The organism is Streptosporangium sp. NPDC050855 (genome assembly GCF_044456585.1).
Classification (GTDB): domain Bacteria; phylum Actinomycetota; class Actinomycetes; order Streptosporangiales; family Streptosporangiaceae; genus Streptosporangium; species Streptosporangium longisporum.
Genome location: NZ_JBITFY010000009.1, coordinates 206,895 through 231,800 on the forward strand (window position 1 = coordinate 206,895; position 24,906 = coordinate 231,800).

General features: G+C 66.7%; 31 protein-coding genes and 1 tRNA gene. 15 read left to right on the forward strand and 17 right to left on the reverse strand.

Going from position 1 to position 24,906, the window contains the following annotated elements; all coding sequences use genetic code 11:
- Positions 1-342: 342 nt before the first annotated feature.
- From ACIBCT_RS19635 to ACIBCT_RS19645, 3 genes are all read right to left on the reverse strand, one after another.
- Positions 343-885, reverse strand: coding sequence for a cysteine hydrolase family protein (locus ACIBCT_RS19635; protein ID WP_399190363.1), 543 nt, complete (start codon positions 883-885; stop codon positions 343-345).
- 82 nt (positions 886-967) lie between these two features.
- Positions 968-1,327, reverse strand: coding sequence for a MerR family transcriptional regulator (locus ACIBCT_RS19640; RefSeq protein ID WP_399190365.1), 360 nt, complete (start codon positions 1,325-1,327; stop codon positions 968-970).
- A 959-nt stretch (positions 1,328-2,286) separates the two neighbouring features.
- A complete protein-coding gene (locus tag ACIBCT_RS19645; RefSeq protein ID WP_399190367.1) occupies positions 2,287-2,616 on the reverse strand; it encodes a putative quinol monooxygenase in 330 nt (109 codons plus the stop codon).
- A gap of 432 nt (positions 2,617-3,048) precedes the next feature.
- On the opposite strand from ACIBCT_RS19645, the gene ACIBCT_RS19650 reads away from it, so the two are divergent.
- A complete protein-coding gene (locus tag ACIBCT_RS19650; RefSeq protein WP_399190369.1) occupies positions 3,049-3,765 on the forward strand; it encodes a YqjF family protein in 717 nt (238 codons plus the stop codon).
- A 153-nt stretch (positions 3,766-3,918) separates the two neighbouring features.
- Here the strand turns inward: ACIBCT_RS19650 and ACIBCT_RS19655 are convergent, their stop codons facing one another.
- The 3 genes from ACIBCT_RS19655 to ACIBCT_RS19665 form a co-directional block, all read right to left on the reverse strand.
- Positions 3,919-4,386 carry an ATP-binding protein gene (locus tag ACIBCT_RS19655; protein ID WP_399190371.1) on the reverse strand — a complete coding sequence of 156 codons (468 nt, stop codon included), beginning with the start codon at positions 4,384-4,386 and terminating at the stop codon, positions 3,919-3,921.
- Between the two features lie 191 nt (positions 4,387-4,577).
- On the reverse strand, positions 4,578-4,949 hold the full coding sequence (locus tag ACIBCT_RS19660; RefSeq protein WP_399190373.1) for an STAS domain-containing protein: 372 nt from the start codon (positions 4,947-4,949) through the stop codon (positions 4,578-4,580).
- Positions 4,950-5,132: 183 nt separating this feature from the next.
- Positions 5,133-5,507, reverse strand: coding sequence for an STAS domain-containing protein (locus tag ACIBCT_RS19665; RefSeq protein WP_399190375.1), 375 nt, complete (start codon positions 5,505-5,507; stop codon positions 5,133-5,135).
- 371 nt (positions 5,508-5,878) lie between these two features.
- Between ACIBCT_RS19665 and ACIBCT_RS19670 the strand changes: the two genes are divergently transcribed.
- The 6 genes from ACIBCT_RS19670 to ACIBCT_RS19695 all read left to right on the forward strand — a co-directional run bounded on the left by ACIBCT_RS19670 (position 5,879) and on the right by ACIBCT_RS19695 (position 9,316).
- Positions 5,879-6,163, forward strand: coding sequence for a GNAT family N-acetyltransferase (locus tag ACIBCT_RS19670; protein WP_344892311.1), 285 nt, complete (start codon positions 5,879-5,881; stop codon positions 6,161-6,163).
- Positions 6,164-6,688: 525 nt separating this feature from the next.
- Positions 6,689-6,808, forward strand: coding sequence for a DLW-39 family protein (locus tag ACIBCT_RS19675; RefSeq protein ID WP_279778966.1), 120 nt, complete (start codon positions 6,689-6,691; stop codon positions 6,806-6,808).
- A 29-nt stretch (positions 6,809-6,837) separates the two neighbouring features.
- Entirely contained in the window at positions 6,838-7,575 is a 738-nt protein-coding gene (locus tag ACIBCT_RS19680) for an HAD family hydrolase (RefSeq protein ID WP_399190378.1), read from the forward strand.
- A gap of 162 nt (positions 7,576-7,737) precedes the next feature.
- Positions 7,738-7,813: transfer RNA gene (locus ACIBCT_RS19685), tRNA-Ala, on the forward strand.
- A 924-nt stretch (positions 7,814-8,737) separates the two neighbouring features.
- The gene (locus ACIBCT_RS19690; protein ID WP_399190380.1) at positions 8,738-9,070 is read left to right on the forward strand and encodes a DUF6247 family protein; all 333 of its coding nucleotides are present in this window, start codon (positions 8,738-8,740) and stop codon (positions 9,068-9,070) included.
- Positions 9,071-9,316 carry a hypothetical protein gene (locus ACIBCT_RS19695; protein ID WP_399190382.1) on the forward strand — a complete coding sequence of 82 codons (246 nt, stop codon included), beginning with the start codon at positions 9,071-9,073 and terminating at the stop codon, positions 9,314-9,316.
- Positions 9,317-10,356: 1,040 nt separating this feature from the next.
- Here ACIBCT_RS19695 and ACIBCT_RS19700 read toward each other — a convergent pair.
- Both ACIBCT_RS19700 and ACIBCT_RS19705 read right to left on the reverse strand, forming a co-directional pair.
- Complete coding sequence (locus ACIBCT_RS19700; protein ID WP_399190384.1) at positions 10,357-10,656, reverse strand: transposase; 300 nt, start codon at positions 10,654-10,656, stop codon at positions 10,357-10,359.
- 68 nt (positions 10,657-10,724) lie between these two features.
- Complete coding sequence (locus tag ACIBCT_RS19705; protein WP_399190386.1) at positions 10,725-11,696, reverse strand: aldo/keto reductase; 972 nt, start codon at positions 11,694-11,696, stop codon at positions 10,725-10,727.
- A gap of 149 nt (positions 11,697-11,845) precedes the next feature.
- Between ACIBCT_RS19705 and ACIBCT_RS19710 the strand changes: the two genes are divergently transcribed.
- The 4 genes from ACIBCT_RS19710 (at position 11,846) to ACIBCT_RS19725 (ending at position 14,926) form a co-directional block, all read left to right on the forward strand.
- Entirely contained in the window at positions 11,846-12,451 is a 606-nt protein-coding gene (locus ACIBCT_RS19710) for a TetR/AcrR family transcriptional regulator (RefSeq protein ID WP_399190388.1), read from the forward strand.
- 202 nt (positions 12,452-12,653) lie between these two features.
- Positions 12,654-13,046 carry an ester cyclase gene (locus ACIBCT_RS19715; RefSeq protein ID WP_399190390.1) on the forward strand — a complete coding sequence of 131 codons (393 nt, stop codon included), beginning with the start codon at positions 12,654-12,656 and terminating at the stop codon, positions 13,044-13,046.
- Entirely contained in the window at positions 13,039-14,157 is a 1,119-nt protein-coding gene (locus tag ACIBCT_RS19720) for a Gfo/Idh/MocA family protein (protein ID WP_399190392.1), read from the forward strand. Before ACIBCT_RS19715 ends, ACIBCT_RS19720 begins: the two co-directional genes overlap by 8 nt.
- 247 nt (positions 14,158-14,404) lie before the next feature.
- Positions 14,405-14,926: a hypothetical protein gene (locus ACIBCT_RS19725; RefSeq protein ID WP_399190394.1), complete on the forward strand. Its 522-nt coding sequence runs from the start codon at positions 14,405-14,407 to the stop codon at positions 14,924-14,926.
- A 238-nt stretch (positions 14,927-15,164) separates the two neighbouring features.
- Here the strand turns inward: ACIBCT_RS19725 and ACIBCT_RS19730 are convergent, their stop codons facing one another.
- From ACIBCT_RS19730 to ACIBCT_RS19745, 4 genes are all read right to left on the reverse strand, one after another.
- Positions 15,165-15,407, reverse strand: a complete 243-nt coding sequence (locus ACIBCT_RS19730; protein WP_399190396.1) for a hypothetical protein — start codon at positions 15,405-15,407, stop codon at positions 15,165-15,167.
- A gap of 532 nt (positions 15,408-15,939) precedes the next feature.
- Entirely contained in the window at positions 15,940-16,359 is a 420-nt protein-coding gene (locus tag ACIBCT_RS19735) for a hypothetical protein (RefSeq protein ID WP_399190398.1), read from the reverse strand.
- A complete protein-coding gene (locus tag ACIBCT_RS19740; RefSeq protein ID WP_399190400.1) occupies positions 16,337-17,548 on the reverse strand; it encodes a peptidase in 1,212 nt (403 codons plus the stop codon). Before ACIBCT_RS19740 ends, ACIBCT_RS19735 begins: the two co-directional genes overlap by 23 nt.
- Positions 17,549-17,567: 19 nt before the next feature.
- Positions 17,568-18,086, reverse strand: a complete 519-nt coding sequence (locus ACIBCT_RS19745) for a hypothetical protein (protein WP_399190401.1) — start codon at positions 18,084-18,086, stop codon at positions 17,568-17,570.
- A 398-nt stretch (positions 18,087-18,484) separates the two neighbouring features.
- Here ACIBCT_RS19745 and ACIBCT_RS19750 point away from each other — a divergent pair, with 398 nt between their 5' ends.
- The 3 genes from ACIBCT_RS19750 (at position 18,485) to ACIBCT_RS19760 (ending at position 19,697) form a co-directional block, all read left to right on the forward strand.
- Complete coding sequence (locus ACIBCT_RS19750) at positions 18,485-18,796, forward strand: hypothetical protein (RefSeq protein ID WP_399190403.1); 312 nt, start codon at positions 18,485-18,487, stop codon at positions 18,794-18,796.
- Positions 18,797-18,915: 119 nt separating this feature from the next.
- Positions 18,916-19,089 carry a hypothetical protein gene (locus ACIBCT_RS19755; protein WP_399190405.1) on the forward strand — a complete coding sequence of 58 codons (174 nt, stop codon included), beginning with the start codon at positions 18,916-18,918 and terminating at the stop codon, positions 19,087-19,089.
- Positions 19,090-19,214: 125 nt separating this feature from the next.
- Positions 19,215-19,697 (forward strand): hypothetical protein, encoded by a 483-nt coding sequence (locus ACIBCT_RS19760; protein ID WP_399190407.1) that lies wholly within the window; start codon positions 19,215-19,217, stop codon positions 19,695-19,697.
- 248 nt (positions 19,698-19,945) lie between these two features.
- On the opposite strand, the gene ACIBCT_RS19765 is transcribed toward ACIBCT_RS19760, so the two are convergent.
- From ACIBCT_RS19765 to ACIBCT_RS19780, 4 genes are all read right to left on the reverse strand, one after another.
- Positions 19,946-20,488 (reverse strand): hypothetical protein, encoded by a 543-nt coding sequence (locus ACIBCT_RS19765; protein WP_399190408.1) that lies wholly within the window; start codon positions 20,486-20,488, stop codon positions 19,946-19,948.
- Positions 20,489-20,513: 25 nt separating this feature from the next.
- The gene (locus ACIBCT_RS19770; RefSeq protein ID WP_399190410.1) at positions 20,514-20,816 is read right to left on the reverse strand and encodes a hypothetical protein; all 303 of its coding nucleotides are present in this window, start codon (positions 20,814-20,816) and stop codon (positions 20,514-20,516) included.
- 1,589 nt (positions 20,817-22,405) lie between these two features.
- Positions 22,406-22,768 carry a hypothetical protein gene (locus ACIBCT_RS19775; RefSeq protein ID WP_399190412.1) on the reverse strand — a complete coding sequence of 121 codons (363 nt, stop codon included), beginning with the start codon at positions 22,766-22,768 and terminating at the stop codon, positions 22,406-22,408.
- A gap of 5 nt (positions 22,769-22,773) precedes the next feature.
- The gene (locus tag ACIBCT_RS19780; protein ID WP_399190414.1) at positions 22,774-23,037 is read right to left on the reverse strand and encodes a hypothetical protein; all 264 of its coding nucleotides are present in this window, start codon (positions 23,035-23,037) and stop codon (positions 22,774-22,776) included.
- Positions 23,038-23,182: 145 nt separating this feature from the next.
- Here ACIBCT_RS19780 and ACIBCT_RS19785 point away from each other — a divergent pair, with 145 nt between their 5' ends.
- Positions 23,183-23,707: a DUF3841 domain-containing protein gene (locus ACIBCT_RS19785; RefSeq protein WP_399190416.1), complete on the forward strand. Its 525-nt coding sequence runs from the start codon at positions 23,183-23,185 to the stop codon at positions 23,705-23,707.
- A gap of 186 nt (positions 23,708-23,893) precedes the next feature.
- Here ACIBCT_RS19785 and ACIBCT_RS19790 read toward each other — a convergent pair whose 3' ends face one another.
- Complete coding sequence (locus ACIBCT_RS19790) at positions 23,894-24,823, reverse strand: CPBP family intramembrane glutamic endopeptidase (protein ID WP_399190418.1); 930 nt, start codon at positions 24,821-24,823, stop codon at positions 23,894-23,896.
- Positions 24,824-24,906 lie beyond the last annotated feature (83 nt).

Consider the following 24,906-nt stretch of genomic DNA (forward strand, 5'->3'; position numbering starts at 1 on the left):
GATCAGAGCCCGCGGAGCCATATGCCGCCTTCCGGCGCAGAGCTGACCCCGCTGATGGATCTGATGGGGGTCGTCCAGAAATTCCAACAGCTCCGTCGCCGGGGGAGGCGGAGTAACACGCCCGTACATCTCACCGACTGCTTAAAGTTCCTCCCATACGGAGGATCTCCCTCATATGCGGAGATACGTCTCTGCTTCTCGTACGTGCCGCTGCTCGCCATGAGGAGACCGGCGCCCGAGGCCCCACGGCCCGCCCTCCAGGGCCAGGGCCAGGGCCCGGCCGTCCGGACCCTGGCGGGCCGGACGGTCCCGGGACGGCGAGGCCGGGTACGGCGGTCCGGCTCAGACCTCCAGGCAGCTCTCGGCGGGCAGGAGCTCGGCGCTCATGTTGCGCTCCATCATCCGCATCGACGCCTCGGCCAGGTCGGAGTGGATGTGGGCCACGCAGTCGCGGGCCACCCGCAGGGAGAACTCGCGGACGTAGGCGTCCAGCGCGCTGTAGAGCACACACTGCTCGGTCACCTGACCGGCCAGCACGACGGTGTCGATCCCCTCGCTGCGCAGCAGGTAGTCCAGCGGCGTGCCGTAGAACGCGCTGTGGCGCACCTTGGGCATGAACGGGGAGTCGGGCGGCGCGAGCACCGGCTCGACCAGGTCGGGGCGCCTGCCCGCGAGCGCGCGCCGCTGCAACTCCTCGCGACCGGCGGTGAAGTCCCCGTGATTGTCGTTGACGAATATCAGCCGAGCGTGGGAGCTCCGGTGGGCCCGCCGGATCAGGCCCGAGAGGGGCTCGACGATCTGCTCGACGCTCTTCTCCAGAAGATCTGCATCATCGTGGTCGTAAGGGTTCAGCATGTCGACCACTACCACGGCAATGTTTCTCATCCCGCCTCCCTGCCCCAGGATGTCGGTTTCATCGCGGGGAGGGAGGTAAAGGTGAAGGAGGTAAAGCGGGAGGGGTGAACCCTCACTCCGATGGGCCAGGCGTTCCGGTGGCCTTCTCCGCGCGGGACCGCTGGAGCTCGGCGTTGATGCGCAGCGCCTCGGCGAGCTGGTCCTCCAGGATGATGATGCGGCATGCGGCCTCCAGGGGGGTGCCCTGGTCGACCAGCTCCCGGGCCCGGGAGGCCAGGCGCAGCTGGTAGCGCGAGTAGCGGCGGTGCCCGCCCTCGGAACGCTGCGGTTCGATGAGGCGGGCGGTTCCCAGACTCCGCAGGAAGGCCGGGGTCACTCCCACCAGCTCCGCGGCCCGGCCCATGCTGTAGGCGGGGTAGTCCTCGTCGTCGAGCTTGTCACCGGCTCCGGGGCCGGACGTCTGATCGGCCATGCCGGCCGTGTCCTGCGAACCGGCCCTCGATGGGAGGGCCGGAATTATCGGCGCTTGATCCATACAACCTTCTCGAACGCGAACAGGGGCCCCGGTGCCATAGTGCACCGGGGCCCAAACGAGGTTCAACACCATCTACCGGCCGGTTGGCCGATCTACTTCCACGTGGTCCGCCCAACGGGGCGGAGACGCGGGGAGTCGCGTGTGCGTGACCGTAGATCACCGTCCAATCCGTGGGACTGCGGCACCCGTGCGGTGAGAAACGACCGGCAACGGGCGATCCTGATGGCGTTCAACGCTCCCTTCTCTATCCCTGTATCTCTGACCTCAGGTGATGCCTCGACAGCGCGTCCACGGCCAGGACCCCTTCACTGCGTCGGCCCCGGCACGTCCGACCTTCTGTCGTCCGACTGCTTCGTCCACGGCGGGGGCCCTTTCACTGCTCCGGCCCCGGCACGTCCGACTCTTTTTCGTACCACTGCTTCGTCCACGGCCAGGACCCCTTGACTGCGTCGGCCCCGGCACGTCCGACTTTTGTCATGCACTTGCTTCGTCCACGGCCGGGGCCCTTTCACTGCCTGGCCCCGGCACGTCCGACCTCTGTCCTACAGCTACGTCGTCCACATCATCCACTTCGTCCGGGCAGTTCGTCGTGATGCTCGCGTACTGCTCTGCCCTGTGGATCCGTTCCTTGCGATGTCAGAAACTCTACCCCCGGTCGGGAGCAATGTCTACCGTGGCCACTACAGATTTTCGATTCCCGGGACGAGAGGTCCGCGGGACGACGACACGGGACCGCCGGTGGGCCGGAACGGAGAGGGCGAAGGGGCGCCCGCTTCCGCCGGGACGCGGTCGCGGCGTCCCGCGCCGCGAGACGGAGGATCGGGGGCCCGGACCAGGACCGCTCGGCTCTCGCGGCCCTCCTCGTCCCCCGACCTCGGCGCGCGTGGCGGTCCCGCTCAGTCCCGGGTGGGGGACAGCTCCGCCATCCGCGACCACCCCTCGCCGGGCACCTCCACATTGACGATCTCCGGTGTCTCCGCGATCACCCCGGGCATCCAGGACATGGCGGTCCTGAAGTGCTCGGAGTTCACGTGCTCCTCGCCCGCGGCGGGCGAGGCGAACGCCTCCAGCAGGACGAACCGGTCGGGTGCGTCGACGCTCCTGGACCAGTCGAAGAAGAGGTTCCCGGGCTCCTGCCGGGTGGCCCGGGTGAAGTCCTCGACGAGCGAGAGCCACTCGTCGGCCCGCTCGGGACGCACGGTGAACCTGACCGCGATGAAGATCATGCTGTGCCCTCTCTCGCTCTGCCGGAGCCTGCGGCCGACACCGCCGCCGCTCGTGTGCCGAAGGTGTACGGAACTCCCCGTGCCCGTGGCGTACGAAACCCCGTACACCCGTGGCGTACGGAACCCCGTGCCGTGTCGTGCGGAGCGGTGACAGCCCGCCTCCGTGGCCGCGCCGGCCCGGGCGGACCCCGGGCCGTGGGATCCCCGGCACGCCACGCCGACCTCCTGCCGCCGTCCCGGCGGCATGTCCGCTCTCCCACGGGGAAGATCGGCACACGACGGGCGGTGACGGTCCGGACGGTACGCCGTGGCCGCCCGGCATCATCCCCGGACCGATGGGTCCACGGAAAGGAGCACCCGAGAACCGTCGCCCGGGAACCGTCGCCCGAACCGCCGTACCGGTGGCACCGCACTTCCGCAAAGGAGCCGACCATGCAGGCCCCGCCGTCCCCGCACGTGAACCGGCCGGTCATGTACCACCGCTGGTCCGAGATGACCTTCATGCACTGGCGGTACCCGCCCGCCGAGATCCAGCGGCTGCTGCCCGACGGGCTCACCGTCGAGACCTTCGACGGTACGGCCTGGGTGGGTCTGACGCCCTTCCTGATGGAGGACGTGCGGCCCCCGGGCCTGCCCGCCCTGCCCTGGATCTCGCGTTTCCCCGAGACCAACGTGCGCACGTACGTACGGGACGAGCAGGGGCGCGACGGCGTCTGGTTCCTGTCGCTGGACGCCGGTCTCCTGCCGGCGGTGCTCGGCGCGCGGGCCGGCTACCGGCTGCCCTACTTCTGGTCCGACATGGCCGTCCGGGCCTCCGGCGCGCGCCGTGGCTACCGCTGCCGGCGGCGCTGGCCCGGACCGGCCGGGGCGCGATGCGACGCGGACGTGGAGGTGGGGCCGCCGCTGGAGGAGTCCGAGCGGGACGAGCTGGCGCACTTCCTCACCGCCCGCTACCGGCTGTTCACCACCGTGGGGGGAAAGACGGCCAACGCCCAGATCGAGCACGCCGACTGGCCGCTCCGCCACGCCCGGCTGCTCCGCCTGGACCAGGACCTGCTCCAGGCGAGGGGGCTCACCGCCCCGGACGGCCCCCCGTTGCTGCACGCCTCACGCGGGGTGACGGTACGGATCGGGATGTGGGGCCGGTGACCTCGGCGCATGATGTGGGGCCGATGTTCCCGGTGCGGGAATCAGGGCCGATGACCCCGGCGGGGGCGCAGGGCCGATGACCCCGGTCACCCGTGACGCCCCCCGGTCACCCGTGACACCCGGGACGCCCGGGACGCCCGGGACGCCCGGGACTCAGTGCGAGGACTGAGTCCCCTCCTGGCCGGGGTCCTCGCGCACGGAGCCGGCCGGGCCGCGCGATCCACCGTGGGGCGACGGGACGCGCAGGTCCATCCGCAGCCGGACCCGGGACCCCTCGGTGATCTGCTCGATCGTGAACTCGTCGCACAACTGGGTCATCAGCCACAGACCGAAGCCCCGCACGGTACCGGTGGGGCGCTGCGCCGGGACGTGCTCGCGTCCCAGCAGCCCCATGGTGTCGGTGACGTCGACGGTCAGGTGGGTCTCGTTCCGCCAGATGTCCAGCGTGCCCTTGCCGCCGCCGTGCTCCAGGACGTTGATGACCGCCTCGTTGGTCGCGAGGAGGAGATCGTCCAGGCGCTCGCCCCGCATGCCGGCTTGGACGGCTTGATCGTGCAGACGCTCCCGCAGCGTGCTGAGATCCTCGTCGATCGGCCAGTGCTGGCCGTGGTCGGCGGTCACGACACCCCCTTGACGTCGCCTTATCTGGCAGTCACCGGGGGGCGAGCCGACTTGCTCCAGAATCAGGGCGTTGCTGACGAGTTACACGATGCTAGACACCTGCCCGCTCGTTGCCAACTTACGACCGCCACGGCCATCGGATGTTCGTTCGGCGGGATCCGTCTCGAATATCCGAAGGCCGGGCCGATCGGCTACGACGGCTGGCTCGGGCGAAGGGAACTGACGGCGTCGGCGACGGTGGGCTGGACGCCGAAGGCCTGCAGGAGACCGGTCAGGTGGAAGAGCCGCTCCAGGCGGGGATGCAGGTTGACGAGGACGATGCTGCCCCCGCGGTCCTGGACGGTCTTGCGGGCGTTCAGGAAGGTCTGGATCCCGGTGGAGTCACAGAAGGCCAGCTCGGTCAGATCGATCACAAGATCACCACCGGCCTGGCCGATGGCCTGATTCAGATCATGCTGAAAGCGTTCGGCATTGCTGTAGTCAAGTTCGCCGGCCACGGCCAGCAGGAGCATCTCCTTCACGGCGGGGTCGGACACGTCGGTCACGCGGACGGCAGCGCTCACGGATATACCTCTGCAGACGGTCGGGTGGAGGGGAAGGCGGCCGAGACGCCGCCGGGCCGGCCCAGAGCGGAACGGGAGCGTGAGGACCCGATCGGAGTCGTCCCGGGCACAAGCCCGGTGACGGGGGACGGGGTCGATCCGGCTGCTCTCAGCTGTGGTCCTCCGAATTCCTCTAGAGAACACTTACGGTACAACTGAGGAGCAATTTGTAGTTATCCCACCAGAAGATAGGTTCTCCGGACCGGCCGAAAGTACCTCCGTCCAGCCGCACAGCTCCACGATCCGGCGCGTGTGCGGTGAGAGCCCCTCGACGACCAGCCTGCGGCCGCCGGCCATCCCGGACGCCGCCTCCACCAGCACCCTCAGCCCGCCCACGTCGACGAAGCCGACGTCGCGCAGGTCGGCGTGGAGATCACCGGTGCTCCTCTCCAGCGCCATGTTCAGCGCCCGGACCAGGACGTCCCGCGTACACAGGTCGATGTCGCCCTCGCAGCGCACGCCGGGCGGGCGGCCGGTGAAAAGAACGCGTAGTGAGCCGTGGTCGATGTCACCCGTCATCGCGATCACCTTCTAGGTGCGCATGAAGGTCAGCCGACGTCTGCCCCGGACAGCAGCAGGTGTGTCTGCTGATCGCCATGGATACCGGCAGTGCCGGACCTGCTCTCATCATCCTTCAATCGGGCTCCCCGCGATACGGCTCGCCGCTTCCCAGTTTCCGGTACGTACGAATCGGCGGACCGTTCCTCCGGGGCGGCGGGATCCGGGAGCGGTCCGGTGAAGCGCAGGGGATCGAGGGGGCGACGGGAATGAACGCCGCGCGAGATCGGCTGAGGATGACGACATGGCCCGGCACCCTCGGCGGGCATCCGCCCCCGTCCGGCCCCGGACCCGCGCAGGACCCCGTACGGCCTCTGGTGAAGGAGAAACCCATGCAGGTGGACGTCAGGCTCTCTCCCGGTGGTGACTCCTTCGTGGCGGAGGTGGACGGCAGGCCCGCGGGACGGCTCGATCTCGTCCGGCGCGACGGGGTCATCGTCTACCCCCACACCAAGGTCCAGCCGGAGTACGAGGGCAGGGGGGTGGGGTCCGCGCTCGTCCGCACGGCGCTGGACGCGGCCCGCGCGGAGGAGGCCAGGATCGTCCCGCTCTGCTGGTTCGTGAAGGAGTGGATCGACCGCCACCCCGACTACGCCGACCTCGTCCAGGCCACCTGAGCCCCGCGAGAGCGGTTTCCCCGCCCCGGGCCTGTCCGGTGCTCCCGCCGCCGGTTCTCCCGTCCTCGGCGTTCCCGGGCCGTACTGCCGGGCCGTGGTTCCACCGGGTCCTGGATCTCTGCCATCGGGATCGATAACGAGCGGGTCTGCCCTGTTCGGTCACGTTCGTCCCTGGCCGGATCATGCCGGAGCGGCCGGAGCCGCCGGTCACGAGGGCGTCCGCCCGGGCATGGCCCGTCGCGGTCCGGTGGCCGTGACCCGGGGGCGGCGAGGTCAGGTCCGCGCGGGGGTTATCGTGAGAACGAGGACGGTTTCGCGGCAAGGGTCACGGCGGATCGTGATCATCGGAACGCTGAGCGTACGGCATGATGGTGGCAATCACCCGGTTGGCGTAGATCGGCCCTGACGGCTCGGTCAGGCGAACCGGATCATGGCCCGGTCCCTTGCTAGGCTGCAGGGAACCGTTCGAACCGGGCGTTGTCTCACCCCGGCAGGTGAGACTTCTCAAGAAGATGGGGTCACACCGTGAAGAAGTTGCTCGTTCTGGCGATCGTCGCCCTCGGGGGGCTGCTGGTCTGGCGCAAGGTGCAGGCCGACCGCGCCGAGCTCGACCTGTGGACCGAGGCCACCGGCAGCGAGAACTGACAAACGCGGCTACCGATTCGGGTGCTTTCATGATCCTTGCTCACGATGGAGTGACACCCATCAGGCTTGTCTGCCTGGATCTGGCAGGCACCACGGTCGGTGACGTCGCCATGGTCGAGCGGGCGTTCGCCGAGGCGATCGCCACGCAGGGCATCGTGCCCGGGACCGGTGCGTACGCCCGTGCCATGGTGCACGTGCACCGGTCCCGGGGATGCTCCACGATCGACGTCTTCCGGGGCATCTTCCCGGACAACGAGGCCCAGGCCCAGGCGGCCAACCTGACGTTCGAGCGTTCCTACGAGGGAGCCCTGGACCGCGCGGGTCTCGTCCCCCTGCCCGGGGTCGTCGAGGCCCTCGACAAGCTCCGTGGCGCCGACGTCAAGGTCTGCCTCGTCACCGGCTTCAGCCGCGCCATGCTCGGCCGGGTGCTGGCCGCCCTGAACTGGGCCGACAAGATCGACCTCGCCCTGTGCCCCGAGGACGCCGGCCGTGGCCGCCCCATGCCCGACCTGGTCCTCACCGCGGTGATGCGCCTGGGCATCGAGGACGTCCGCCAGGTCGCGGTCGTCGGTGACTCCGAGAGCGACATGCTCTCCGGCCGCCGCGCCGGCGCGTCCCTGGTGGCCGGGATCCTGACCGGTGTCCACAGCAGGGAACGTCTCCTCAAGGGCGGCGCCACCCACATCCTCGACTCCGTCGCGGATCTTCCCGAGCTCCTCCTGGTGGACACCCTGGTCGAGCCCCCGGTCGCCGCCGCCGCCCACTGAGGCCCCGCCGGGCCCGTCCGCTCCAACCGCGTCCCGCGCCCGTCCCCGGCGCCGCCCGCCGCTTCCAATCAAGTGGCGTAGGAGTCGGTCCTGTTGCTACCGTGTACGACTGAAGCAGGCCGTGTGCGGGGAACATCTCCCCAGGCCACCGGCTTGAATCTCGGGGCCTTAGCTCAGTTGGCAGAGCGCCTGCTTTGCAAGCAGGATGTCAGGAGTTCGAATCTCCTAGGCTCCACCACCCTCACGGACACGAAGAAGCCCAGGTCAGGCGTGGTCGCCGTAACCTGGGCTTTGATCTTCATTCGGCCTTCTTCCGCTCCCGTGCCCGTTGCGTGTCCAATTCTTTCGCCAGAACTCCACCGGCACGCTCCATCGTGACTCCCTGACCCCCTGACTCTGGCTCCCCTGAAGAGTGGGACGACGGCGATGGAATGACCAAGCTTGGAGGACTGCGCGACATCGTGGTAAGGGTTGCGCACAAGGTCTTGTTCGGATTAACTGCTGCGGGGCTATAGCGCCAGCCTGTATCCACGGAACACCTCGGTTGGTATCCCGGCGATCAAGGTTCTCAGAATCGCGCTCTGTTTGTTGTGCCGACAGAGTGGGAGGGCCCATTGCTCGCCGGAGTCTGGATTACAGCTATTGTCGCTGCGATAACCACTGTGGGAGTTATCGCCCGCTACATCGTCGCTTTGATCGGGCTGGTCGTCGTGCTGCGAGGCGCACGACAAGATGACAGGGCAAGGATCTTTAGCCAGTTTGCAAACGCTCTGCGTCCACCCCTTACGAATTTCTTTCGCCGCAAACCGTTGGGGCCCTGACGCCAACCAAAATATCTTTCAACGGATCATGTATGCGACTCTCGGGGCCCTGGCTCACTCAGGCTGATACGGCCGTCCCCGTCGTCACTGTTCTTCTGTTCGGTCCACATGCGTGAGCTCGGCATGTTAGTGATCTTTTGTTCGGCGTTCCGGAGGGCGTGCTGGTGGATCACGCGGCCCGGTCGCTGTCGTGCTCCATCCGCGTCTTGAAGCTGGGCTCGTCTCGACTGTGCGGCCACCGCAGCACCGTTGCCCCTTTTTCGCGTGCTCGTGTGGCTGGATCTCTGAGCCATCCCGTCGGAAGTCTGTAGGCTCTATGAGCAGGGAGAGGAGATTCCAGCATGACCGCACAGCCGCAGGACTTCGTGCCCCCTGTCTCACCGATGCCCGAGAAGAGCTTGCGGGCTATCCGCGCCGCCCTGGTCGTGCCGCAGGATCGCGAAGCGTTCGACGCGGGGCTCAAGGCAGTGCTTGACGAGGTTCGAGTGAGTTTGGATCTCAGTGCGCTTAACGTCTTCGTGCATCGCTGGTGGATCTCCGCGTGTGACTCGGTGCGGGATCCGGAGGGACGTCGCCAGATGCATGCCAGAGCCGAGCAGGTCCTTGCCAGTGAACCGGTCTCCTCCGGAAGGCCGTGGCGTGAGGTTCTCGGCGCTCGTGGGATCGATCTGTAGGTGTACCAGATCACACTCGACCCTCTCGTCGAAGAACAGGTCGCGGCGATCCCTGCGGAGGCGCTACGCCCACTCGCCGAACTGCTCACCTTGCTGGAAGTCGCACCGTGGAGCGGTCAGCCGTACAACTTGGCCAACCCCAAGGCCAACATGCTCACTCACGCGTTCGGCGAGCGAGGGCTCGCGACTTATGTGGTCCTGGACAAGCAACGTGAGGTGTACCTCATCCGGGTCGAGTGGCCATGATCTCCGCTTGATGCGACGGCGGCACGGCGACGTTCGATGGGTACCAACGGCTTCAGCATCTGAGCCCTGCCGAGGGCCAGATCTCTGGGTGACCAACTGGGTGACGACGACCATGGACGAGGCCGGACGACGGTGGATCACCGTGGACCGTAAGCCCAGGTGGGAACGGGTATCGCCCATGGTCCCGCCCCCGCCTGGGTTGCTTTGCAAGCAGGATGTCAGGAGTTCGAATCTCCTAGGCTCCACCTCACGTCAAAGGCCACCTCCCATGATCGAGAAGTGGCCTTTTCGCGTCTGTACAGCAGCGAAATACAGCAACGGCCCCGATGCCGACCGGCGCGGGTCACCTGTGCTGTCGGCTTGGCTAGTCCGGAGGGATCGGGAAGCCGTACAGCTTGGAGATCTCTCGAAGAGCTTCAGCGCAGGCAGATTGCACGGGGGCATAGTCCTTGTACTGAAGCTTGACGCTGGCATAAGGGGTGTTGCCGCACGCACCGCGTTGAGGTCCAGTGCCGTGCCACCCGCATAGACCTTTGTGGCCTTCTCTACCTGGTTCATGGTGCTCGGGGTTCCAGGGCCTTACCCAGATGACGGTTTTCTCCATGGGGCGACGTTAGAGGCGTCAGGTGGCCAAATGGAGGAGATTCGATAGGAACGTGTTGGCACCCCCAAAATGAGCAAGCGTCGAAGGCCGCCCCATGCATGAGGCGGCCTTCATCGATCTCCGGTGGATTGCGAGGGCGTGGATCCGCGGAGCGCCGTAGGTGCCGCGCGAGTATCGATGGATCTCGGTGATGCGTGCGGCCAGGTGTCCATCACGTACCGCCCGAGGACCAGGGACGCCCTGGCGACGGGCATAGAAGGCGGCTCGGGAGACCTGCAGCAGCTCACACGCGCGTTTGGCTTTGTGGCCGCTCTGCTTTTCCGCCTCGATGAAGGGATGCACCCTCACCGGGTCTCCTTGATGCTCCTATGTCGTCAAGCCGCCGCTGCCAGCATCTGTCCAGTCGTTTCGGAGCGGGAAGAAAGCCGTCTTAGATTCAAAGAGTCAAGGCAACACATTGGGCCGGGGTTCGGTAGCCGAGGCACTTGCGGGGGCGGTTGTTCAACCGGGCGGTCAACTCCTCGCGCTCGTCGCTGGTCAGCCCGTCACGATCACCGGCGTCAACCTCGGCCTGGCGGATCCAGGCGCGGACCGCGGTCTCGGTCAGATCGAAGTCTGCCGCCACCTGGCCGACCGGACGGTCACCTCGCCGGCACAGCTCGACGATCTCGGCTTTGAACTCACGGGCGAACGAGCGGCGAGGGCGCGGTTTCTTCTTCCCCATGTGCTCCATCATGGACATCCTTCCGGGGGCGAGCTCCTGATCTCGGATGTCCGTCAAACCGGATCAAGCCCAGTCTTCGATCAGCGGTCGATGGCGGCCATGTTGTCCGCGTCGTAGCGCTCGCCGGAGGCCGGGGGCAGGTCGTTCAGGCGGGCGACGTAGCCGGCAGTGAGCTCGATGTGGTCGGCGGCAGCGTTCTCCTCCAGCCGGGCGACTCGCTTGGTGCCGGGGATGGGCGCGATGTCGTCCCCCTGGGCGAGCAGCCAGGCCAAGGCGACCTGTGCGGGCGTGGTGTCGATCTCGGCGGCTACGGCCCGGACCTCGTCGACGATTCGCAGGTTGCGTTCCAGGTTGCCGTCGGCGAAGCGGTGGTTGCTCCGGCGCCAGTCGTCGGCGTCGAGATCGTTCAGGGAGCGGATGTTGCCGGTCAGGAAGCCGCGGCCGAGCGGGGAGTACGGCACGAAGCCGATACCCAGTTCGCGCAGGACGGGCAAGATCTCGGCCTCCGGGTCGCGGGTCCACAGCGAGTATTCGGACTGGACCGCAGTGACCGGATGCACGGCGTGAGCGCGGCGGATCGTGGCAGGGCCGGCCTCCGACAGGCCGATGTGGCGGATCTTGCCTTCAGCCACCAGTTCGGCCAGCACGCCGACGGTCTCTTCGATGGGCGTGCCGGGGTCCACCCGGTGCTGGTAGTAGAGGTCGATGTAGTCGGTACGCAGACGCTTCAGTGATCCCTCCACGGCCAGGCGGATGTTGGCCGGGGTGCTGTCCGGAGCCGAGCCACCGGTGTGGGAGATCAGTCCGAACTTGGTCGCCAGCACGACCTCGTCTCGGTGCCCCTGCACGGCCCGGCCGACCAGCCCTTCGTTGATGAAGGGGCCGTACCCCTCAGCGGTGTCGATATGGGTGACCCCGAGGTCCAGCCCGCGGTGGATCGTGCGGATCGACTCGTCGTCGAACTGGCCGGCGCCGGTGTAGAACGCCGACATTCCCATGGCTCCGAGACCGATGCGCGAGACCTTGAGGCTGCCGAGCGAAATGGTTTTCATGGCGCGGACTTCCCTTCCCATTACTTAAGTACCGCTCGGTGCAGAACCATAGCACATTAAGACCGTCCGGTACTGAACTGCGTTCGCCACCTTCGGCAGGATGAAACTCATGGTCAGCACAAATCTGTACCGAGGGGTACGCTTGTGGCATGGGTAACTCTCGTAGGGCCGTCATGGGTCGGCCTCGAGGATTCGACATCGACCAGGCGCTGGAACGCGCGATGCGGGTGTTCTGGGCGCGAGGTTACGAAGGCGCGACCCTCGCTGAACTGACCGGCGCCATGGGGATCACCAAGACGAGCATGTATGCGGCCTTCGGCAACAAGGAGCAGTTGTTCCGCAAGGCCCTCCAGCGCTACGGCGCAGGGCCGGCCGCCTACGCCACACGCGCCCTGGAGGAGCCCACCGCACGGGCTGTGGCCTTGGCGTTCCTCCGCGGAGCGGTCTGCACCACGACTCCTCCCGGCGGCCCCTCCGGGTGCCTGGCCGTGCAGGGTGCGCTGGCGTCGAGCGACGAGAGCCGGGCCGCCCACGACCTGCTCGTCGACTGGCGCAACGACGCGGGGGTCCGCCTTGAGGAGCGCTTCCGGCGCGCCGTCAACGAGGGTGATCTTCCGCGCAACGCCGACCCTCGGCGTCTTGCCCGGTTCATCATGACGATGGGTTTCGGCATCGCAGTGCAGGCCGCCAACGGCCTCGGTCCTGCTGAGCTCGATGAGATCGTCGACACGGCGTTGCTCGGCTGGCCTGCATAGCGGCTGCACCCCTTCGCTCGCCCCGGTGAGACATTCTCCTCGCATGAGGGCCGTGACGGTGCGGCAAAACTTCGGTACCGTTCGGAACAGAAGTTGCGAGCAGTGGTTCCTCCCTCTGCCGACGATCACCGCGACGAAACCGTCAAGGGCCCTCGCGAAACACCGAGCATGACCTCCGCTCCGGGGGCCGAAGAAGGGGATCATGTCCGACACCGACCTGCGCGAGTTCTACCTGCGCTACATCGGGGCGCTCAACGCCCACGAGATCTACCGCATGGACGAGTTCATCGACGACGAGACCACTTTGAACGGTGAGCCGGGCACTCGGGACCAGGTCATCGCTGTGCTGAACGGCGACATCGACGCGGTGCCGGACTTCCACTGGAAACTCCAGGAAATCGCGGTCGATGGTGATCGTCTGGCGGCCCGTTTGATCAACACGGGCACGCCTGCGAAGGAGTGGCTCGGCGTGGCTCCCACCGGCGCCTCGTTCGAGATCGTCGAGTACGCCATCTATCGGATCCGTGACGGGCGGTTCGTGCACATGACGGCCCTGCACGACGCCGAGACCTTGAGGCGGCAGCTCGGTGCCTGACCCCGGTAAGCCGATCGGCGTCGGCATCGTCGGCCTGAGCGCCACGGGAGGCTGGGCGGCCGGGGCTCACGTGCCCGCGCTGAGCGCCGTCGAGGGAATCGAGCTTCGCGCGCTGGCGGCGAGCTCCGAAGCCTCGGCCCAGGCCGCGGGAGCGGCGTATGGCGTACCCGCGTACACGTCGGTCGAGCAGCTCGCCGGCGACGAGAACGTCGATCTCGTCGTTGTCGCCGTCAAAGTGCCTCAGCATCGCGAACTCGTGTTGCCCGTGCTGAAGGCGGGAGTGCCGGTGCTCTCCGAGTGGCCGCTCGCCGTCGACCTGCGCGAGGCCGAGGAGATGGAGCGTGCCGCCGGGACGACGCGCACCTTCGTCGGTCTTCAGGGACGCTCCTCGCCTACCTTCCGCTGGTTGGCCGACCTCGTGTCCGAAGGATTCGTGGGGGAAGTGCTCTCCGCCACCGTCGTGGCGTCTTCGACCGAATGGGGCACTCCGGTGTCTCAGAACATGGTCTACACGCTCGACCGCAAGCTCGGGGCCACGATGCTGACCATCGCGTTCGGACACGCGATCGACCTGGTGTCGATGGTCGTCGGCGAGCTTCAGGAAGTGGTTGCTACGACCGCGACCCGGCGCCGACAGGTTCCCCTCGGGCGTACCGGGCAGGTCGTTCTGATGACCGCCGAGGACCAGATCGCGATCTCGGGCACCGTGGCGGGCGGGGCCATCCTGTCCGTCCACCACCGTGGAGGCGCGGCATCGGGTGCAGGGTTCTCTCTGATCATCGACGGCACAGAGGGGAGACTCGAGATCACCGCCGCCGAGTTCCCGCACATCGGTCCGGTCACGGTGTGTGGCACACGCAGCGGCGGCCGGCCTACGAAGATCACGCCGCCCAGCGGCTACGACGACTATCCCGCCCTGGCCGGAACAGTGATCCACACGCTGGTGCACGCCTACGCCGCGATTCGGGACGACCTCGTCCACGGAACGGCTGTCGCCCCGGACTTCACCCACGCCGTCAAGCGCCACCGACTCCTTGACGCGATCGTACGGTCCGCCGCCACAGGCCAACGAAAAGCCCTCCGCCCTCACGACCTTGTGCGCAGTAGTTGATGGTGCGCGACCTGGGGTTACCAGGTGAGTCCGGCGGACTTTGTCGGAGACGAGGCCGGCGATGGCGTTGATGGTCTCGGGGAGGAGTTCGCGGCCAGCCACTCATCGGTCTTCACACCCCGAACGGCGAGGTCCGGCTCGGAGCCACGGTAGCGGGCTTTGAGCAGCTTGGCCGTTGGACGTCTGATTCCGTCGACGTGCAGCGAGCGGAGCGCCGGCCAGGTACCGGGGAGCGCGTTGGCCTCCAGTGCATAGGCGCTATCGAGTTGGCTCCGGAGACGAATACGCCATCGTCTTCTCGGCGGGGGGCGCGTACATCCGCGGCTTCGACCACGAGGCAGTGATGAGCCCCTACGGGAACGACGGGCCATGGCCGGGGATACTCGACTCAGTTCCTGATAGCTTCCGCCGCTGGGTGGAAGAGCCCGCGTTCTGCGACGAGGATGGCATGCCGGTCGTGACCGTCTGTTTGTGGCGCGAGGCCGACGACGAGGGCCGGCGAGTGGGCGAGATCGACTATCCGGACGGCGAACGTGACCCTGATGGATCGGCCCATCTGTTCAAGCTACTCACGGGTCCGTCACCTGAGGCGTTCCAGCGGTTCGCTGAGGACTACTACGAAGTCTCTGTAGATATCGATGCGGTACGGCACGTCTATGCTCTTCGCCCACTCACGCAAGCCGTCGTCACCCTGCTGAACGCCGACCTCACGTTGGAGGACCTTGCTGAGGACCTCGCGACAGCCCGGTACCCATCGCAGCGGCGATGATCGCATCAGCGGAACATCGGATGCTGTACAGCAGCTTGGTACAGCGACGCCGACGCACATGAGCACGCGTCACCAACCACCGTCTGCCGCTTGACCAGGAGGAAGACCCATCGACGTCATGACCGGCTCCTGTTTGCAAGCAGGATGTCAGGAGTTCGAATCTCCTAGGCTCCACCAGCCAGAACACCCGTCCGCTGATCCTGGTGTGAGGTGTGCGGGCCATTGACGGGCTGTTAGCTCACTCCGGCCGGTGTGGCCGCCTCGCCGCCATCGTGCTCCCCCGTTCGTCTTCCACCCGTGCGCTCAGCGCGTCGGCGATCTTCTGATCCGCGTCCCGTGTCGCGTGCTGGTAGATCAGTGCGGCCCGGTCACTGTCGTGTCCCGTCCGAGCCTTGAGATCGGCCAGGCTCGCTCCCGACTGCGCCGCCAGCGTGTTGCCGGTGTGTCGCAGGTCGTGGAAGTGCAGGCCCTTGACGCCCATCTCCTTGAGCGCGTCCGCTCACCTGGCCTCACGCCGGAAGTTGTTGCCCGGCAGGAATCCCCCGCGCTTGCCGAGGAACACGAAGGCGTCCGGCTCGCAGCCACCAAGCGGCGGCGTGCCGCGCCCCCGTGTTCCCCGCCCCGGCGTCCCCGCGCCGCGCATGCGATCTGGCCGCGCATGCGGCCTGGGGTCGGTCACGGCGCGAGCGCAGCGCGGGGCACCGCCGTAGCGGCAGCACGGCGTGCCGACCAACGCGCCGCACACCGGCACACCGCCGCTCGGTAGAGTCACCATTCGCCTGGGTCACGCCCAGCACGGACAGAACCGGCGGTTACCGGTACCGCCCTGGCGATCGCCTGAGATGGTCACTGCCCGAGCGGGGCTGGGGGCGATCGACGGCCTGGTGCTTCTTTCCTCAGCGCCAGCCCACCGGGATGTCCTGGCCATACCGTAGGTCGCGTACGCGATCTTTGGACCTCGGCATTCGACCGGTGCGGGTTCAAGAGTCGTTCCCCATCTCCGCCAGAACGGGTCAGCCGACGGAGTGGGTAAGAGTGCCGGTGTAGACGCCGGGTCTCACCAAGGTGTCAAAGGGGATCCTCAGCCGCAGGGTGGGGATCCAGGCTGCCTCGTTGACCCCGACGGTGGTGGTCCGGGAGAACGCGACCCGGGGGGCGCTGAGGTCCACCTGCTGCGCGGCGGTGGGCTGGCCGGGGATGAAGGTCCCGCCGCCCTGGCTGGTCGTGGCCGGGCCTGACCAGTACGTCAGGTTCGACCGGCTGATCGTGACCACGGGGGTGCCGGACTTGACGAAGTCGGTGGACGACACGGTCGCCGTCCACACCCCCGCTCCGGGGGCGCGGGTGTCGGTGACGGTCACCGTGCCCAGCTGCCAGGAGATCTCGGTGCCCGGGGCCATGGAGCCGAAGTCAACCGCTTGGGGAACGGTCATGGTCAGCGCTCCGGCGGCGCCCGTCGTGAAGGTGGACGGCGACGGGACCGCCCTCACCGGCGGGACGGCGGTGACGGCCCACATGACCAGTGTGGACGCCATGGTCATCGTGGTGATGAGTGCCGTTCTGCGATGCATCGATGTCTTTCGGGGCGACCGGGTCGGGGCTTGCTCGCCGTCGCCTTCTGAGCAGGAAGAACGCGCCGCCGAGGGCCAGGGTGAGCAGGATGAGCACCGGCAGGAGCAGGTCCTCACCGCTCAGCAGGATAACCACCTCACCCGTTCCGGAGTCGGGAAAAGTGATGGTGGCGGAGGCGGTTCGTATGATCATTCCGCTGCGTAGGGTCAGGTCGGCCTTCCATGGGCCGTTGGGTAGGCCTTTGCCCATCTGAATGATTACTCGTCCGGTCTCGCCAGGTTTGAGGAGGACGCTCACCGTGGCGGGATATGGTCCTGCCCGTATGCCCTCGGGTCCGTCGGTGAGCGAGAGCTGGCCGGAGATGTCCAGCGCGCGCCCGCCGGTGTTGACGACCTGGGCCAGGAGCCGGGGGTGTCCGGCGGCGTCACGTTCCGGGATGAGCTTTTCGATGCGCATGTTCGAGGGCCGTTCGCCGCCCGGCCCGACGTCGAGGAACACGCGGATACCGACGCGGGTGGCCAGTCCGACGTTGTGTTCCTTGTCGGGCGGCACCTCCGTCTGCGCCCAGATCTCCGCGAACCGCTCACCGCGCCACGCGGTCTTCGGCACCCGGATGGTGAACAGCGCGGTCCTCGCCCCGCCGGCCGGCACGTCGATCTCGGCCGGTTCGACGCTTATCCAGCTCGACAGCTCGTTCTGGGTGCGCCCGGGAGCGAACACGAACGTCTGATCCTTGATGTCGGCCGCCGCCGCGTACAGGAACACGTGCAGCCGGCGTCCCGTGGTGTTGGACACCTCGAAGCGCCGCTTGATGACGGTTCCGGGGTCCACGTGATCGACCACCCCGGCGAGCGCACGGGGGTCCTTGCGGCGCGACACGGGTGCTTCGAGCAGCCGGATACCGAGCCCCTTGCCGGGGCCGTCGACACCGGCGCGGACCGGCGCGGCGGCCATGGCCGTGGTCGTGGCCGCGACGTGGTCCGCGGTGAGGCTGGAGTGGGCCGTCGTGCCGCCCGCGCCCGTCAGAAGCGCGCACAGCAGGAGACCCACCACCAGCCTGTGAAGCCGCTCAGGAGACGGAATGGGTCACCGTCCCGGTGTAGGTGCCCAGCCCGGCCATGAGGGGGATGGCGACGGTCAGGACCGGGCTCCAGGTCGCCTGGCTGTTGCCGGTGCCACCGGTGTAGCTCATCGAGATGCGCTGCGCGGCCAGGGTCCCCGCCGTGCCGGCGGCGAGGGTCCCGTTGCCGACCACGACGGTGCCCGACTGAGGGGTGTAGGTGGCGTTGGCCGAGGGGATCGTGTCGGCGGGGCCGACGAAGCTCGTCGACGAGACCCGGGCGACCCAGTCGGAGGTGGGCGTGCCGCCGCGGGCGTCGGTGACCGTGACGGTTCCCAGCGGGCCGCTGACGGTGTTGCCCGCCGTGGCGCTGCCCAGGCTGACCGGGCCGGGCGGAGCCGTGACGGTCAGCGCGCCGGAGGTGACGGTGAAGGTCACGATGGTGTCCACGGCGTTCGCCGTCTGACCTCCCAGAGCCATCAAAGCCATCGTGCACCCCGCCAGCATCGCGATCTGTCTACGTCGCATGAAACCCTCCATCATGGTGGGACGCGCCTCGGCGAAGACGCGTGATCGACACACATTGTGAGTTGAGTATTACCCTATGTAGTCGAATGAACGCGTCCGATATGACACGTGCCTGATGGGCCGGAGTGACGGCCGTCCAGGTTCATCGGAACGATGGCGTCACGGCCACGATGGACTAGAGAGGCCGAAACGGCCTTGGCCGGGAGTGGTGGCAGGTGTGGTCGGGGGGCCACGGGCAGGGGCGCAGGCACGGGCGACCATGAACGCGTCGTTCTGTCCGTCGAGGATTGACGGCATCGTGCCGGTCGCCGGCGCCTTGCCCCAGCTCGCTCTCCGAAGGATGGGACGACGGGTGGAGCGGGAAGGGGGCGTGCGCGTCCACACGAGGTTTTCAAGTCGTGCCATTCACATATCAGAAGGTCGGGGAAGAAAAGGGAATTAGCGGGCCTTGCGGACAAAACGCACCTGTCCTCGACCGGCACCGCAACAGCCGGTGGATCACGTACCGAGTCGGCGACGACCCGTACGCGCTCGATCACCTGATGGACGGCCTGCGCTTCCAGATCAGTCCCGACGACGTCTTCGACGACCGCGTGGACCGGGAGAAGAGCGTCAGCTCGGCCTTGACGCTGATCGGACGCTTCACGGGAACCGATATCGCCACCGACCGGTCCGGAGCACAGCACTCCTGTATCGGACCCACCTCCTGACGGCTCATGCTCAGCCGGCGCGGCACGCCATGGCTGCCGCGCCGCTTCCAGTGCTCTGGGCTCGGCGGTCCTGCGCTGGGCTGGACTACGCCGAAGCGATCCTCACCACCCATCGCGCCATGGCCCACACCAAGGGTCACCCCACCGAGGTCACCGAGGTCACCGAGGTCACCGAGGTCAAGACCCCCGTCAACCGCTACGAGATCGGCTACAGCACCGAACTCGCCGATGACACCAGCGCGGTATTCACCCCACAAGAACTCACCGACAACGGCATCACCCTCATGATCTAGCACCTGTTCTGTCGATCAGAGACGGATGGAGTCATCAGGAATCTTCTGCTGGGGAACTGCGGTACATCGCTAACGGGGAAGCTGTTCTTGCCTGTCACGGGCATGAAGGGAACGGAGTCAACAGGTTGAAGCAGGTCGTCCAAGTCGCCAGGCCAGGTATGGTCGTCCTCTGCGCGCTCCTCTTTCTCTCCGGATGTCGGTCGGAATTGTTCCCAAGGGAAGAGCGGGTCGATCCTGGCGTTGTCCGCGACGTACGCAGCATCGTAAAAGTGCTGGCGGAGACTAAGGACGAGGTCACCTGGGACGGCCTGACCCTGGTCAGCGAGGTCCTGGTGATCGATGTCGGAAGCGCCGATTCCCGGCAGGCGCTGAGCAGGGCGAGTGGTCTCCTACAAGAGCACGGGTGGTCGATCATAGATCAGCAACTTCCTGAATCAGTCACCATGGAGTCCAGTCAACGAGAATATGTGCGACTGTCGCTTCATGGGATGGAGTTCGTTGAGTCCGTTGGACCCATGGATCCGCATGAGGAAAGGGTGCTCAAAGACGCTCGGACGCGAGGCGGGTCGAAAGCACTGCTGTTCCTGGAGTTGAGTCCCATTGGATGATCAGCCTTGCGGTCAATGATGCCTTTTGGCGCACTCTTTGGCTTTGATCGTTCACGCCTCCAGCAGATGCACCTCGAAGGTCGGCATACGCGCTGGCCGGGGTCTCAGGGCTCAGGACCCGTGCGACATATCCGGCGCAGGAGGCGGGCGACACCCCAACTAAATGATCTTTGGTATGTCTTGGCGACAGTATCGTGGCCGGCGTGCCGGGGACAGAGTGCGGTCAGGGATCGGCCGATCCGAGGAAGTCAGCCGGCCCAGAGGCGTTGGCCTTGCTTCAGCACGGCGAGGGCTGCGGGACTGCCGGTCGGCCAGATGTCCATGCGGTAGTGGAGGTGGTCGCCGGGTTCGGAATCGTCGTGTTCGGATGCCGGAGGAGCAGAAGGCGTGTAAGACACGCGCACCCGGTAGCGCCCGGCTGCGACGTTGACGTGCCGTTCTTGGCCGGGACCGTCGGCTGGACCGTAGACCGCCAGGTCACCGGTGGGTAGCTCGATGTCGGCCTCAACGACGTGATCGGCTTCTTCGAGACTTGCCATGGGGGCGGTGGGGTGGAACAGCAGCGTCGTCTCCACCATGTCGCTTCGAGCGGTTCCGATGGCGATCGAGTGCGGCTGCACGCCGATGCGGTGGACGTAGACGGCCTCCTCGGTCCACCCGGCAGGAGGATGCTGGTCGTCCTCGGCATGCGATCTCATCCACACACCATGCGCCTCAAGATCCTGCAGATAGAACTGGCCGCAATAGGCAAGAACCGTGAAACGGTGGCGATCAAACGATGAGGGGGGCATCCGCCAACGGTACTGAAGCCGGGCATCACGGCCCGGCCGTCCGGCCTGTCCACCCCATCTGGACCGGCGGTTCGGCCGTCCTGAGCAAAGGGCTCGGATCGTCGCGTTCACCGACCCACGTGGTCTTTTGTGGTCTGCGGACCTTGAAACGGGCGATCGGTTCGGTGGTTGTGCGAGCGACCTCGGAGACGACCTGGCCGGCGCGGGTGATGCGGAAGGTCGCGTCGGCTTCTTCGAAGATCACAGTCGTTCCGGCATGAGCGATGCCGACGCCGATGCGTTGTCCGGCGATGGCGGTCCAGCCGCGGCTGCTGACCCGCCGCTGCACCCGCACCTGCTCGGTGGCCGGTCGGGGTGCGGGTCCGGCGGGGCGGGCATCACGCAGACGGGCCGCCCCATCACCTCATCACCGGTAAGGGGGGTGGGCAGCGTGCGCAGCAGTTCCTGCCCGTCGCTCAGATGCAGTACGTTCTGACCTGAAGGAGAAACGCCCAGTCCTTGACTTTGGTTCCCCAGGGCCGCACGTCATCGATGGCAAATATTGGTAAATAAGAATAAATAACCACTTTTTCAGATAAGCCGGAAATATTGCTTATGCTGAAGTGATGATAACTTTATTCCTGTATGGACTCTTCATCTTGTTTCGTAGATCGAAGCGGGTGAATCGGTAGATGCGAACACTCAGGTCGCCGCCGGGCAGGTTGTCGGGCGATCCCGACCGGTCCGAGCCACTGAGCTCTTTCCATCCTGACGGCGCAGGTCGCAATGGGATGGCTCGGAGAGGTGGCGGACAAGAGGAGGCTCCCGGTAGGACAGCGGTCAATCAAGATCTGATGCTTCACCGGAGCCTTATTGCTGTCTCATCGTGCCTCGATTCCGTCGTCCAACCACACCCCGGCCCGCCTGTCCGACCTCATCCGGACGCGACCGGGCCCTTCTGGTCGACGACCATGATGGTGCCGTCGGCGGAGACGGGGCGCTGGAAGGCAAGGACTTGGCGCGCATAGTCAATGACATGTCCTCCGATGTTTGCGATGTTCCTACTTGACGAGAACGCAGCGGATCCATCACAAGTGATTTCGGCGAGGTGTTCGCTGCTTGATGTGAGGAGGAAATATGGGCAAGTCTGTGCGCGTAATGTGGCTCACCGCAGCGGCGGCACTGGGAATGCTTTTCTCCGCGGCTCCGGCGAGCGCGGCGGACGTAACGGTAGTCGTGTACGTCAATGGAGCCAAAGCTGGCTCCGGCACGTCATACAACAACAGCACCACGGTTCGAGCCTGCGACGTCAGGGCCGACAATCTCGGCATACGTACGGAGTACATCACCGCCAAGGGACTACGCGACTCCGTCGGTGACGGCAACGGGTCCGCTGACGGCTGTGGATCGGAGCGACCGGCCGACGGTGGCAGCATCGATCAACTCAGGGTGTGTGCCGGCTCAGGTACCGCGAACTGTTCGCCCTGGAAGCGCGGATATTAAATAGCTGCAAAAGGCCGTTAGGGGCTGTTCAGAGTTCGGATCATGTGGTTGAGGTGAGGAGCTTCAGCCACACGATCGAGCCTCGGAAGTAGATCCCGGCCTCGTGGCCTTCTGGAGCTTCGTCGTAGCGGGTGGCCCGACCGGGCAAGGCCTTGAGCTGCTGGAAGCAGCGTTCGACGGTGTTGCGCTGCCACTAGCGCTCAAGAGCCTCCCGCGCGGGCCCATCGAGCCGCCGGCCGCTTCCGGTTGCGGTCCACCGGAGCGCCAGATCCCGGCACGGAGGCGGAGGCGATGAGAACGACCCAGCGCTTACGCGTCACGTTCATTGAACGTCAGCCATACGGTGCCGGTTCACCGGAGAACCGAGGCTAAAGATCAACCACTGGGCGGCTACGGGGATACCCGGGTCACCTCGTACTCGGCCAGGTGAATTCCCTATGGCTGCGCGCCCGCGGTGTCCGTCACGCCGGCCGCCAGCTGCGCGACCCAATCGACGATCTTGTCACCCTCGGCGACGCCGTCGCGGCCGACGTCCTCTACGTAGGTGTGACGGGTACCGAGATAGGCGAAGGTGTGAGGGTCGAGGATGAGGACCATCTCCGAGCCGCCGAGCTCCGACACGGGTTCCCACGCGATGCCCAGCCCTCGGTGATCCGTCACGTCCAGGACGTCCTGAAGCACTCGTGTCCCGGGCACTTTTGCCGGCGCCCGGTAGGCCGCGGGCCGCAGGTCCGAGGGGAGTACGGGGTTGGACAGCAACCCGGCGAGGTACATGGCCACCTCCTTCGCTACGTTCACAGCGATCAGCCCGACGGCCATGGTGAGGGCGAGCGCGCCGGTGACCGCGAGCCGCGGCCACCGGCGAGGGTCCTGGTCGTGCTCGTGCGCGCGGCGGTGAGCAGCCGGTCACGGCCCAGGGCCAGCGCATGGGGGCGCGTGACGTATCGATGTATCTCCTCCGCGTGCCTGTCGTACAGGTCGGCGAACCGGTCGGGCTCATGACGGGACCGCTCGATGATGGTCGCGTCACAGATCCGCTCGGCCTCCACGCTCCATCCCGTCGTCATCTCCGGCCCTGTTCACTCATGCGCAATTCCTCGAGGCTCGGGTGGCAAGGTGGGTCATCACCTGCTCTCACCCGTTCACCCGGATCGGCTTCCCGCCCGGACAATCGTGTGGATCGCTCTGTCCCGGCGCCGGCACAATCGTCCGATGCGTTTGTGGACGGTGCAGCATCGAGCGGTTCTCGAGTCGCTGGAGGATGCCGGTGAGCTGCTCGGGGACTGGGACCGGATCATGGTCCGAAACTACCGGGCCTGCTACCAGGAGATGGTGGCGGAGATGGTACGGCGCGGCCTCGTCGGTGGAGACCGGCCACCGGTGTGGGCGTGGGCCGGGCCGGACACCCGCGACAACCGCGTGGCGCTCGTGGCGGAAGCGCTCCTGTGTCCACAGACCCCGGAGGAGTACGCCCGCTATGTGGTGCTCGACCTGGACGTGCCGGACGAGGTCGTCCTGCTCAGCTCGTACGGGCGCTGGAACGAATTCATGGAGGCGGTCATCCTCGGCGAGGAATCGCCGGTCATGGACTGGTCGATCGGACGGGAGGAGCTCAACGGAGTGCAGGCGTGTCTTCCGCGTGTCGCAGCCGGATGGGTGCTCGGTGTCCGTCCGCTGGAACCGTTCAGGCCCGAAGAGGAAGAGGAGGAGGACGAGGACGACGGAATCGGCTCCTGACCGTGCACCGGGAGCCGAGTCGTCGGCCGGCGCATGTCGGAGACTCACCCATGCCCGAGAGGAGCCCGCGGCCTGTCCGCCTCAGGAAGATCATGACTCTGGCGACGGTCGACGGCACCCCGACCGGGCCCGGCCGACATGAGCGGCTGAGCCTGGTCGGGGTGCCGACATGTTGTGACATGTCGCTCAGTTCTGATGTGCGACCTCCGAGGTGGGTTCCTCCTCCGGACGGTAACCAAGACGGCCACGGGTCGCGACGATCACCGCGATCGCCGCCACGGTGCCCGCGAGCAGGGTGACCCGGGACGCCTGCTCGGCGTCGGCGATCGAGGGGAACATGTCCGAGTAGGCGAGCGACATGAAGTTGTTGACGCCGACGTGCAGCAGCATGACGAGCGGCAGGCTCTGGCCGGTCCTGTTGAACACCCAGGTGACGACCACGCTGAAGACGCAGCAGAAGGCGATGAACTCACCGACCCTCATCCACGTGACGGCCGGCCAACCGCCCCACTCGCTCAGGAAGAGCGGCAGGTGCCACAGGCCCCACAGCGGGCCGAGGATGAAGGTGCCGCCCAGCGGACCGAATCTGCGCTGCATGCGAGGCAGGGCGAAGTCACGCCAGCCGGGCTCTTCCGCCAGACCGGTGGTGACCATCTGGATCATCAGGCTCGGCAGGTAGGCCACCAGCACGATGGCAGGCGGCAGACGGATGTCTCCGCCGGACACCGCGAGACCGGAGAGGATGATGGCGGCGGGAACACCGAGGAGGGTCACGAGGTACCAGATCCAGCTGACCCGCCACTTCGTCATTCGCCTGGCCCACCGACGGACGCCTTCCCTGCCGTCCGCGACCGCGGTCACGATGAACGCGGCGAGGATGGGGCCGAGGTAGGCGCCGGGGAGAACCCCGAGGATCTGCGAGCCGCCGAACCGCGTGGGGAACGTGAAATCCCAGACCCCCAGGCCGGTGGACGAAAGAATGTAGGGAATCCAGGCGATCCAGCTCATCAGGTTGGCCAGCACGAAGAAACTGATCAGCGGACTGCGACGGATGATGCCTCGAAGCCCGGTCCGGCTCGGATACTGCTCGACATCCGGTTGGCTGTTGACTGCCATTTCGCCATCTCCTCAGAGGGATTCACCGACAGCCATCAGCACACCAGGCACGGGCCCTCCCGGTCATTCCCACGTACACCCGA

Excerpts from the sequence above, each read along its gene's own strand:
- ACIBCT_RS19635 (WP_399190363.1), bottom strand. The coding sequence starts at position 885 with ATGAGAAACATTGCCGTGGTAGTGGTCGACATGCTGAACCCTTACGAC.
- ACIBCT_RS19640 (WP_399190365.1), bottom strand. The coding sequence starts at position 1,327 with ATGGCCGATCAGACGTCCGGCCCCGGAGCCGGTGACAAGCTCGACGAC.
- ACIBCT_RS19645 (WP_399190367.1), bottom strand. The coding sequence starts at position 2,616 with ATGATCTTCATCGCGGTCAGGTTCACCGTGCGTCCCGAGCGGGCCGAC.
- ACIBCT_RS19650 (WP_399190369.1), top strand. The coding sequence starts at position 3,049 with ATGCAGGCCCCGCCGTCCCCGCACGTGAACCGGCCGGTCATGTACCAC.
- ACIBCT_RS19665 (WP_399190375.1), bottom strand. The coding sequence starts at position 5,507 with ATGACGGGTGACATCGACCACGGCTCACTACGCGTTCTTTTCACCGGC.
- ACIBCT_RS19670 (WP_344892311.1), top strand. The coding sequence starts at position 5,879 with ATGCAGGTGGACGTCAGGCTCTCTCCCGGTGGTGACTCCTTCGTGGCG.
- ACIBCT_RS19680 (WP_399190378.1), top strand. The coding sequence starts at position 6,838 with ATGATCCTTGCTCACGATGGAGTGACACCCATCAGGCTTGTCTGCCTG.
- ACIBCT_RS19690 (WP_399190380.1), top strand. The coding sequence starts at position 8,738 with ATGACCGCACAGCCGCAGGACTTCGTGCCCCCTGTCTCACCGATGCCC.
- ACIBCT_RS19700 (WP_399190384.1), bottom strand. The coding sequence starts at position 10,656 with ATGATGGAGCACATGGGGAAGAAGAAACCGCGCCCTCGCCGCTCGTTC.
- ACIBCT_RS19705 (WP_399190386.1), bottom strand. The coding sequence starts at position 11,696 with ATGAAAACCATTTCGCTCGGCAGCCTCAAGGTCTCGCGCATCGGTCTC.
- ACIBCT_RS19710 (WP_399190388.1), top strand. The coding sequence starts at position 11,846 with ATGGGTAACTCTCGTAGGGCCGTCATGGGTCGGCCTCGAGGATTCGAC.
- ACIBCT_RS19715 (WP_399190390.1), top strand. The coding sequence starts at position 12,654 with ATGTCCGACACCGACCTGCGCGAGTTCTACCTGCGCTACATCGGGGCG.
- ACIBCT_RS19730 (WP_399190396.1), bottom strand. The coding sequence starts at position 15,407 with ATGGGCGTCAAGGGCCTGCACTTCCACGACCTGCGACACACCGGCAAC.
- ACIBCT_RS19735 (WP_399190398.1), bottom strand. The coding sequence starts at position 16,359 with ATGACCGTTCCCCAAGCGGTTGACTTCGGCTCCATGGCCCCGGGCACC.
- ACIBCT_RS19745 (WP_399190401.1), bottom strand. The coding sequence starts at position 18,086 with ATGCGACGTAGACAGATCGCGATGCTGGCGGGGTGCACGATGGCTTTG.
- ACIBCT_RS19755 (WP_399190405.1), top strand. The coding sequence starts at position 18,916 with ATGGCCCACACCAAGGGTCACCCCACCGAGGTCACCGAGGTCACCGAG.
- ACIBCT_RS19765 (WP_399190408.1), bottom strand. The coding sequence starts at position 20,488 with ATGCCCCCCTCATCGTTTGATCGCCACCGTTTCACGGTTCTTGCCTAT.
- ACIBCT_RS19780 (WP_399190414.1), bottom strand. The coding sequence starts at position 23,037 with ATGACGACGGGATGGAGCGTGGAGGCCGAGCGGATCTGTGACGCGACC.
- ACIBCT_RS19785 (WP_399190416.1), top strand. The coding sequence starts at position 23,183 with ATGCGTTTGTGGACGGTGCAGCATCGAGCGGTTCTCGAGTCGCTGGAG.
- ACIBCT_RS19790 (WP_399190418.1), bottom strand. The coding sequence starts at position 24,823 with ATGGCAGTCAACAGCCAACCGGATGTCGAGCAGTATCCGAGCCGGACC.